The 9,759-nt window shown below is 42.9% G+C and carries 10 protein-coding genes and 1 pseudogene; 9 read left to right on the top strand and 2 right to left on the bottom strand.

Annotated features, from left to right (window positions below; genetic code table 11):
• Positions 1-247: 247 nt before the first annotated feature.
• Positions 248-670, bottom strand: coding sequence for a helix-turn-helix domain-containing protein (locus tag F6K51_RS33835; protein ID WP_293029446.1), 423 nt, complete (start codon positions 668-670; stop codon positions 248-250).
• A 55-nt stretch (positions 671-725) separates the two neighbouring features.
• Between F6K51_RS33835 and F6K51_RS33830 the strand changes: the two genes are divergently transcribed.
• The 5 genes from F6K51_RS33830 (at position 726) to F6K51_RS33810 (ending at position 4,409) form a co-directional block, all read left to right on the top strand.
• Positions 726-953, top strand: coding sequence for a hypothetical protein (locus F6K51_RS33830; protein WP_293029442.1), 228 nt, complete (start codon positions 726-728; stop codon positions 951-953).
• Positions 954-1,052: 99 nt separating this feature from the next.
• On the top strand, positions 1,053-1,679 hold the full coding sequence (locus F6K51_RS33825) for a type I restriction endonuclease (protein ID WP_293029438.1): 627 nt from the start codon (positions 1,053-1,055) through the stop codon (positions 1,677-1,679).
• Between the two features lie 769 nt (positions 1,680-2,448).
• Entirely contained in the window at positions 2,449-3,483 is a 1,035-nt protein-coding gene (locus tag F6K51_RS33820) for a GAF domain-containing protein (protein WP_293029434.1), read from the top strand.
• A 151-nt stretch (positions 3,484-3,634) separates the two neighbouring features.
• Complete coding sequence (locus tag F6K51_RS33815; RefSeq protein WP_075900807.1) at positions 3,635-3,946, top strand: carbon dioxide-concentrating mechanism protein CcmK; 312 nt, start codon at positions 3,635-3,637, stop codon at positions 3,944-3,946.
• 106 nt (positions 3,947-4,052) lie between these two features.
• Entirely contained in the window at positions 4,053-4,409 is a 357-nt protein-coding gene (locus F6K51_RS33810; RefSeq protein WP_293029429.1) for a carbon dioxide-concentrating mechanism protein CcmK, read from the top strand.
• 125 nt (positions 4,410-4,534) lie between these two features.
• Here the strand turns inward: F6K51_RS33810 and F6K51_RS33805 are convergent, their stop codons facing one another.
• Complete coding sequence (locus F6K51_RS33805; protein WP_293029426.1) at positions 4,535-4,801, bottom strand: hypothetical protein; 267 nt, start codon at positions 4,799-4,801, stop codon at positions 4,535-4,537.
• Between the two features lie 323 nt (positions 4,802-5,124).
• Here F6K51_RS33805 and ahcY point away from each other — a divergent pair, with 323 nt between their 5' ends.
• The 4 genes and pseudogenes from ahcY to F6K51_RS33785 form a co-directional block, all read left to right on the top strand.
• A complete protein-coding gene (gene ahcY, locus F6K51_RS33800; protein WP_293029424.1) occupies positions 5,125-6,402 on the top strand; it encodes an adenosylhomocysteinase in 1,278 nt (425 codons plus the stop codon).
• 643 nt (positions 6,403-7,045) lie between these two features.
• The gene (locus tag F6K51_RS33795; RefSeq protein WP_293029421.1) at positions 7,046-7,849 is read left to right on the top strand and encodes a DUF928 domain-containing protein; all 804 of its coding nucleotides are present in this window, start codon (positions 7,046-7,048) and stop codon (positions 7,847-7,849) included.
• A gap of 78 nt (positions 7,850-7,927) precedes the next feature.
• On the top strand, positions 7,928-8,560 hold the full coding sequence (locus F6K51_RS33790; protein WP_293029418.1) for an exopolysaccharide biosynthesis protein: 633 nt from the start codon (positions 7,928-7,930) through the stop codon (positions 8,558-8,560).
• Positions 8,561-8,695: 135 nt separating this feature from the next.
• Positions 8,696-9,631 (top strand): annotated as a pseudogene (locus F6K51_RS33785) (transposase); the annotation flags it as partial.
• Positions 9,632-9,759: the final 128 nt, after the last annotated feature.

Here is a 9,759-nt window from a genome sequence, read left to right as displayed (position 1 = left end):
GGGAGATAGGGAGATAGGGAGATAGGGAGATAGGGAGATAGGGAGATAGGGAGATAGGGAGATAGGGAGATAGGGAGATAGGGAGATAGGGAGATAGGGAGATAGGGAGATAGGGAGATAGGGAGATTTTTGCTAATACAGGGGTTTTTACCCTAATGAGGTACACAGGATTGTATCTCTGTTCCCTATTCCCTATTCCCTTTGAGCAATTTAGGTATCCCAATCTCAATACTGAACAGCTGACCCATCACGCTGAAATCACCTCAAAATCAGAAATAGTCTCAATCCAAACCCGTGCTCCACACTTAAGGGGATCATCTGGACGATACATCACCCGACAGGGGCCATTGACCTCCACCGTATGACCGTAAACATTTTTAGAGCCTCGCTTCACCGTAATCACAGGATTCCGGTCCCCCGTCTTGAGATTGTTGCGAATCACCCTCTGGTTAACATGAATCACTGTCTTAGTGTACTCTGTACGCTTTGACCAGTTCCGTTTTGGTCCGCGAGTGCCAGGGGTGACCACCGGCATACCATCAAACAAAGGAATCACCCAAGTTCTGCCCACCTTATAAGCCCCTTTAACTCTGCCCTTGCCCAGAAGGTAACGGACGCGAGTAGCAGAAACACCAAGTAATTCAGCGGCTTGTGCGGTGGAAATCATCATGGCCAATAAACCATTGCTTTAACGATATTATTATAATAACACGATTTTCCATAAAATGCCAGGATTTGGTGAAACTATTGCATTGTCGCCATTTCAGATGGTGTGGGGTGTGGGGTGTGGGGTGTGGGCGCGGGAGGAAGAGGGTGCTAAAAAAAACTATTGCATTGTCACAATCTCAAGTAGTGGGGCAACTGGGATTAGTGAGATTAATGGGATTAGTAAGATACAAGGGTTCCAAAAAACTATTGCATTATCGCAATTTAAAGAAGAAGCTGATCGCTGATCGCTGAATACTTACGAAAATTGCTATAAATAAATCAGGGACTGTGTAATCACTTATGTGCGATTAATTAAACTCTAAATTAGAAATTTTAAACTACCCATGGTTCAAACAATTCCTGCAAAAGAGATTACCTTACGTCAATTAAGACACAGATTCCACCTAGAACGAACGGATGATGAACATTTTTTCCGAGAATGGCAAGACGAGTTACCGGAACTGACGGATTTTGAGAAACAATTGCTAGGGCAAGTTAAAGAAGAATATCTGTACTTATCTGAGTCTCCGTTATTGGAAGTGATCTTGAAAATGGTGATAATATCGCCATTACTCAGACTAGCGGGATTTTATCGTCATCCCTTTGAAATTACAGCAGAGAAAGAAGTTAAAATCACCTCCGAAGATGAGGGTATGATTGTTACTGGACGTATTGATATTCTGATTTTTCACCCAGAATTCTGGGTTACTGTTATTGAAGCAAAAGGAACAAAATATGCCTTGGCAGCGGGAATTCCCCAAGTCTTAGCGTATATGTTGGCTAATCCTAATCCAGAGCAATCTATCCTGGGGTTTATCACCAATGGAAATGAGTTTAAATTCCTAAAGATGACAACCCACAAGCCACCTAAATATGCTCAATCCTATACATTCGCTCTTGAGAACAAAGATGACCTTTACACTGTTTTGAGAATATTAAAACGTATTAACCAAACCATCCAAAATCCCTAGTCAGCTTCCAGCTATCAGCATATTGAGGGGGTTTTCCAGGATAACTGATCTACTCGCGCTCCTCAGCTAAATGTCTAAGTTTTCCTGGATGATTTAACTGACTGCTCAGAAGCAGTTGATGTAGCCTCGGCGAGGATATTAGCTGACTGCTTACACTTCCTGAAAAGGACTTTACCTTTTTCACAAAAAGCACTATTATACAAATACTGCTGCCCAGAGCTTACTGGAAGCAGCAGGTGATAGCCAAACAAAAGAACCGATTATCTGTTTATTGATCAGGTTATTGATCAGGTGTGACAGCTGTATACCAACTATGGTATCTTCACCATGGTGGTAATGGGGGTAAGGGTAACTAGACGATGTGGCTGATACCGTGACCGTCATCAAAAACTTCCAACCCTAAGAGGTTATTAGAAAGCACGGTTAATTGCCTAGTAACATCTAACGGAATACACTGCTGAAAGCAGCAACTAGTTTGTTAAAACTACCTAGAGAGTCTAGTTAACTGATGGGATGAACCTATTAGAGACTTAGACCATTGACATCAAATGTCCAGAATATCGATAAAAAGCCATAGATTGAGATCAGGGACTGGCGTTTAAAAAAATACCAATTAAAGTAGGGTGGGTAACCTAACTTAATCTATAAAACTGAAAATAAACCAACTTTTTTTGCCTATCCGAAAAGCTAAAAACTGGTATTTTATATTTTGGCTACTCCCTAATCAGTTGGAGTTGAGATAAGCAGCTTTCCCCAAATCAAAAAAAGAATGGACAAATTATATAGTGTACACCCTAAGTATCTCGAAACAGTCAAATTAGTTTGGAAGCGTAAGCGTCGGGGAAGAGATATAGACCTAGCTAATAAATTAGATTTATCCTTGCCCATTGTTAATCTTTTTCTGATCGGAAAGCCCATTAAAGGTCTTTTCTTTGTAGAAATTTGTCAAGCATTGCACTTAAATTGGCGAGAAATTGCTGGTTTAGATTTACTGGAAACTCCGGTAAAATCCTCAGAGATTGAAGTAGATAGCAATGACGTAGATACCGTAGATATCACCGTAGATACCAGTGATGGGATTGGCCGTAGGCCAGGCTACGGGAATACAAAACCAAAGCCTATCGAAGAGGTAAACACCGTTGATGACGCTTTAGGGGATTTAGTGGATACCCTCAAAGAAATGTTACGTCGCCTCACCCGAAAAGCGGGAAATATACTAAAAGCAGACCGCACCAGTATTTTTTTACTGGATGAGCATAGTAATATCCTCGGTTCCATTGACGCTGATGATGGGAAAGGTGGCTCCCTAGTCATTGATATTCCAGCAGATAAAGGAATTGCTGGTGCAGCTGCTACCTCCTTAAGCATTATTAATGTTCCCTTTGATGTCTATGACGATCCACGCTCTGAAGAAGCGAAAAGAATCGACCAAATTACCGGTTACCGAACCTATACTATGCTAGCTTGGCCGGTGTTGAATCAGCAAAAAAATTTAATTGCTGTGGTACAATTAATTAATAAGTTAAAGCCAGACAGTAATCCAAAGGATGAATTGTATGAAAGAATTGATCTAAAGGGGTTTACCAAAAGAGATGAAGAACTGTTGGCTCAATTTACTCCTTCAATTCTGAGAAATTTAGAACGATGTCAGTTATGTTTCCAACTAGCCCGTAAACTTTGGGTAAATTCAGAAAGCAAATCAGGGATTATCGATCCCTATAATCAAAAACTAATTACTGAACTCCAGGAGAAAGAAAAACAGGTGCGCAAGAGCCTAAAAAAACTAACCAAACTCAACTTCTAGTAATTGTTAATTTTTAGGGTAAAATTTAAATATTTTATAATAGTTTAAATTTTAAATGTTAACGTTTTAGGCAAGCTAAGATATATTTTGCCTAATAACTCCAGTACAATCAGATTTAACAAACTTTTCGTGTTGACCGGAGTAGAACACAATGCCAGTAGCAGTTGGAACCATTGAGACCCTAGGTTTTCCAGGGGTACTTGCCGCAGCAGACGCCATGGTCAAAGCAGGGGCAGTGACACTGGTATCCTATGATAAATCTGAGAAAGGTCGGTTTATGGTTAGCGTCCGTGGTAAAATATCGGAGGTAAACGTCGCGGTAGCAGCTGGTCTGGAAGCCGTAGAGAAAACCTATGGTGCAGAGGTGACAGCTTACTATATCATTCCTAACCCTAATGAAAATGTGGACACAGTGCTGCCCATCCACTACACCAGCAAAGTCGAAGAGTTCCGAACATTTTAAACCAATAGGCTTAATCGCTATTTGTCAGCATCGGTAGCGAAGATTCGTACAATAGTTCCTGAGTTTAAAATAATTCAACAAATTCAACAAAGTAAGGAGTTTGGCTATGTCCACAGTGGCGGTTGGATCTCTCGAAACCAAAGGCTTTCCTGGTATACTCGCAGCAGCAGATGCTATGGTGAAAGCTGGTAGGGTTACCTTAGTAGGCTACATCAGAGTTGGTAGCGCCCGCTTCAATATCAATATTCGAGGGGATGTTTCGGAAGTAAAAGCAGCTATGGATGCCGGTATTGCAGCCGTCGAAAAAGCCCATGGCGCTACCCTGGAATCCTGGGTAATCATTCCTCGTCCCCATGAAAACGTCGAGTGTGTTCTGCCCATTGCCTATACTGAAGCCGTTGAACAGTACCGAGAAGCCGTGGAAAATCCCATCATCGGGCCGGGGAACGGTTTGTCTCGTTAAGCTTTTTGGTTGGTTTTAGCTAAGCCCGCACCAACCCCAGGTCTGACCCGAGAGGGGAGCGGCTATAGAATGCGGGTTGAAGCTACATTTGTGTTAGAACCGGGTCCGGTTAACTATGTAAATAATCATGCTACTAATCCTGATGGTTGCACTTCCACAGGAACCACTGGCAAATCAACCCGCACTTTCTGAGCTTGGGGCTGTGCTGCTTGCTCTAATACTTCTACCTCAATATTAACTGCCACTAGATAAGAACCAGTTTGATCTGCCACAGCTTGGGCAATCAAACCAGCAAAGTCTGGCCGTTCTGCCGTAATGGGATCTCGTGACGTACACTGCTCCCATTGGTAGTCGGCATTGGGATTGATGCTCAGAATATAGTGCTTCTTCATGGGGAAAAACCTTGATTAGGGGTTTACATCAGATCAGCTGACCGTCAACTCGCTATCTTCTATTATAGTACAAATATACTATTTTCGTACTGGTCAGTAGTTACTCCTATGATGGTTTGCTGCTATTGACAAAAAATAGCGAATTTACTACATCGAAATGAGTTGTTTATCACCCGTTGATGGTAGAAATCTGTAAACTATCTTTAATCTCAGCGGGTTGAATCAGAATTTTGATAAAGGTTTCCCATCCACTGGCACTTTCAAGGGACACGTTAAACTAATCAAAGCTAAACTAAAAAACGTTAACTAAAACACAAAACCTGATGATTGCAACTGCGACTAGGATAAAACACGAAGTTAAAGACCTGTCTCTGGCACCAAAAGGAAAGCAGCGGATTGAATGGGCTGGACGGGAGATGCCAGTGCTCAAGCAAATTCGAGACCGCTTTGCCCAACAAAAGCCTTTGGAAGGAATTCGTTTAGTTGCTTGCTGTCACGTTACTACGGAAACTGCCCATTTAGCGATCGCACTCAAGGCTGCTGGTGCTGATGCTGTCCTAATTGCCAGCAACCCTCTCTCAACCCAAGATGATGTGGCGGCTAGCTTAGTGGTTGATCATGATATTTCTGTATTTGCCATCAAAGGGGAAGATAACGAAACCTATCACCGCCACGTTGAAATTGCCCTGGATCACAAACCAAACATTATAATCGATGATGGTAGTGATGTTACCGCCACTCTGGTAAAAGATCGCCAACACCAGCTCAGTGATATCATTGGTACCACCGAAGAAACCACCACTGGCATTGTCCGTCTGCGGGCTATGTTCAATGACGGTGTGTTGACATTCCCGGCAATGAATGTTAACGATGCTGACACCAAACACTTCTTTGACAATCGCTACGGTACTGGTCAATCTACCCTTGATGGTATTATCCGCGCCACCAACGTGTTGCTAGCTGGTAAAAACGTGGTTGTGGTCGGTTATGGCTGGTGTGGCAAAGGCGCAGCACTTCGAGCCCGGGGACTGGGAGCCAATGTCATTGTTACTGAAATCGACCCCACTAAAGCCATTGAAGCTGTGATGGATGGCTTCCGGGTAATGCCGATGGCAGAAGCTGCTCCCTTAGGTGACTTGTTTATCACAGTTACTGGTAACAAGCACGTGATTCGCCCTGAGCATTTCGAGGTGATGAAAGATGGAGCAATGGTGTGCAACTCCGGTCACTTCGATATTGAAATTGACCTCAAGTCCTTAGGGGAAATGGCAACAGAAGTCAAAGAAGTACGGAACTTTACCCAAGAGTACTGTTTGAAAAATGGTAAATCCGTTGTAGTACTGGGTGAAGGACGCCTGATTAACCTGGCAGCAGCTGAAGGTCATCCCAGTGCGGTGATGGACATGAGCTTTGCTAACCAAGCTTTGGCCTGTGAATACCTAGTCAAGAACAAAGGATCCATTGAACCAGGTTTACACTCCATCCCAGAAGCAGTGGATAAGGAAATTGCGCGGCTGAAGTTACAAGCAATGGGCATTAACATTGACACCCTAACCCCAGAGCAAATCGAGTACATGAACTCTTGGACTTCTGGTACCTAAAACTAGGGTAATCCTTTGACAATGCCAGTTCAATAATCCTGATCTCCCTGATCGGGTAATGGGTAATGGGTAACAGGTAATGGGTCATAGGTCATGGGTAATTGGTAGTTGACGATGACCGACTATCGATTACCCTGACCCAAAAAAGTGATTAAGCGAACTTGAGATTATTGGGATTTTGGGATAGAATATGGTAATAATACCAATACCTTTGATGGTAAATTGGGATTAAATACATAAATCCCCAAGTTCAATACCTGATTTACTTAACAATTAATTAAGAATAATTAGCAATTAGCCCGCTGAATAAGGTGTGGGATTAGCCGCAATCCTTGGAAGAACAGAACTTACCCAAAACTGGGTACCAAACTCTACCCTACAGGTAGAGTTATGGCTTTATTGCTGAAGAATAAGGGAAGGTAGGCAAATACCAGTTGCGAAAGCGGATTATGGGTGATTTTTAGAGATTATGGATGTTTTTAAGAAGTGGGGAAACTATATAGATATGGATAATATGTACAGGAAAATTCTAAAATTATATAGAATCTTGCATAAATCTTTAAAAAGAGGGTGATAAATACTATAGCCCAATAGCAAAAATGGACTTTTGCAAGAGGCCTATTAATGAGTAGGGTGATTGATCATGATATGGCAACAAACTCCAACCTATCTGGCAGTGCTTACTACTATGCTGTCGGCTGCACTGGTAAATGACTTGACGGCACCCCGGTTACTCGCACAGTCATACCCACACCATGAAGTTGGTTTACAATTCCCAGCACCACCAGAGCGAGGGTCACCGTCTAAAACCCTTGGGGCTGGGACACATATGATTGAATTTCCACGAGTACCAGAACGAGGAAAACCAACAAGAACAGCAGGAGGAGGGTCTCGTAGCTATTCCTGTACTGACAACGGTGACATCCCTTTGACTCCTATCGTGCCTGCCAATAATCTGGTCAAAACAGTGGCGGCTAATCCTACACTGTTCTGGTATGTTCCCAAAACTAAAGCCTCCGAAGCAGAATTTGTGTTAATTGATGACCAGGATCAAGAGGTGTACCTGACCAGCCTGAGCCTGGATAACACGAACGGTATTGTGCAACTGAGCATACCGAAAACCGTACCTCTGACCATGGGTAAGGAATACAAGTGGTTTTTCGTACTCGTTTGCGATCCTCAAGAGCGTAGCCGAGATCAGTGGGTTAAAGGAATACTCCAGCGTACTGAACTTAGTCCAGAATTAGCGCTTAATCTAGAGCAGGAGCAAAATACCTTAGAAAAAGCCAAACTATATGCTGATGCTATGATTTGGCAAGAAACTGTGACTACTGTTGCCCAGTTACGGGATTCCCAGCCCCAAGCATGGGTAGATCTGATCAAATCAGTGGAGTTAGAAGCGATCGCTAACAAACCATTTGTGAATTGCTGCACACCTAACAATTAATCTTAGGTAATTTCAGGGTAAGTGCTAGAAGGATTAGTATAGATTAGTATATTAACTTTTATAACTAATCACTACTGAATGGCTAAACTCTCTGTAGAACTACAGCGCTATTTTTTTGAGGAAGAGCGAGAGCCTCAGGTAAAGCTGGCAGATATTTTGACCCTAGCGGGGGAACGTATTTTTGGGTTTCTATTCGTTATCCTATCCCTACCTTCCGCTTTGCCAGTTCCAGCACCGGGTTATTCGATTCCCTTTGCGATTGTGATCTTCTTGTTGGCTATTCAGCTCATCGTTGGTGCCAAACGCCCCTGGCTACCCAATAAGATGATGAATGGGAAAATGAAACTGGAAACGGTACAGGGTTTTCTGAAAATAGGACTCCCTTGGTTGCGGCGGATTGAGGCAGTTACCCGTCCTCGCCTAAGCTATATTTGTACCAGTTTGCCTGGTCGGATATTTATGGGGAGTGCGATCGCATTAATGTCAATTTCGATGATGATTCCAATTCCAGGAACAAATACCCTTCCAGCTATTGGAATTTTTATAACTGGTTTTGGCTTAACTGAAGATGATGGCGCAATTAGCCTAGCCGGTTTAGTGCTGTGCTTGATCGGAGCAAGCCTCTCCATCTCAATTCTGTTTGCTCTATGGTTTGGTGGCACAAATCTAGTTGACCAGATTATTGACCAGATTATTGACCGAAAACCCTGAGAGCGCAAGCCCCTGGATTCTATCCATGGGGTTAGCCCGAACAGGAATTTATTCCCTAACTGTCCGGGAACTTTTGCCCGCTCGTTATCGACTATAATAGTAAGTAAAGCAAACGAACCAAGGAGGTGATTTCAGGTGTTGGTAATGGAGTTCAAGGCTGTCCTTAAAGAGCCTCAAAAATTAGCGATAAATGAAGCTATTATAACGGCTCGCTTTGTCCGGAATAAAGTACTTCGGTACTGGATGGATAACCATGGAGTGGGCAAAAAAGAATTGTACCGTTACAACACCGAAATACGTGAAGAGTTTAATTTTGTCAAAGACCTGAACAGTCATGCATGTCAAGCTTCAGTTGAAAATGTAGAGCGGGCAATAAAGCGGTTCTACGACAACTGTAAGAAAAAAGTACCTGGGAAAAAGGGCTATCCCCGTTTTAAGAAACATTCTAGGTCGGTTGAATATAAGCAATCCGGGTGGAAGTTATCCCCAGATAAAAAATCTATAAATTTTACCGACAAGAAAGGAATCGGTAAAGTCAAGCTTAAGGGGACGTGGGACTTATGGCGTTTCGACCAGAAACTGATCAAGCGGGTTCGTATCGTCCAAAGAGCCGATGGTTATTATGTCCAGTTTTGCGTCAAAGCAGATAATTCCGTTCGCGTTCGCGCAGCGTCGGCTTTGCCGAAAGCGTGGCCTACGGCCTTTCAACTAGAAGCTACTGGCTTTACTGTTGGTTTAGATGTTGGATTAAAAGAATTCTATACAGACTCTGATGGGTACTCAGAACCTAACCCAAGATTTTACAGAAGAGGGGAGAAACGTTTAAAGTTTTATCAACGTCGGGTTTCCCGAAAGAAGAAAGGCTCTGCTAACCGTAAAAAAGCAATTAATAGGCTAGGTAGGACACACCTTAAAATAAGTAGGCAGCGTGAAGAACATGCGAAGAGACTCGCGCGTTGCGTAATCCGATCTAACGATCTGGTCGCCTATGAAGACTTGAGGATCAAAAACTTAGTAAAGAATCACTGTCTTGCCAAATCCATTAACGATGCAGGTTGGTACCAATTTCGGGGTGCGATTCGTTAGCTATAAACCTTATCCAATAAGGATTTGGAGGATTAGCTGCTTGGTTAAATGAACCATGACAACTTGATAACCATGGTGGTGAAATTCCACCCCTCGTGAAATCCGAGTGACAG

This window comes from Moorena sp. SIO3I8 (assembly GCF_010692325.1).
Classification (GTDB): Bacteria; Cyanobacteriota; Cyanobacteriia; order Cyanobacteriales; family Coleofasciculaceae; genus Moorena.
Note: the sequence above shows the minus strand (reverse complement) of the source record. Positions and strands in the feature narration are given on the sequence as shown.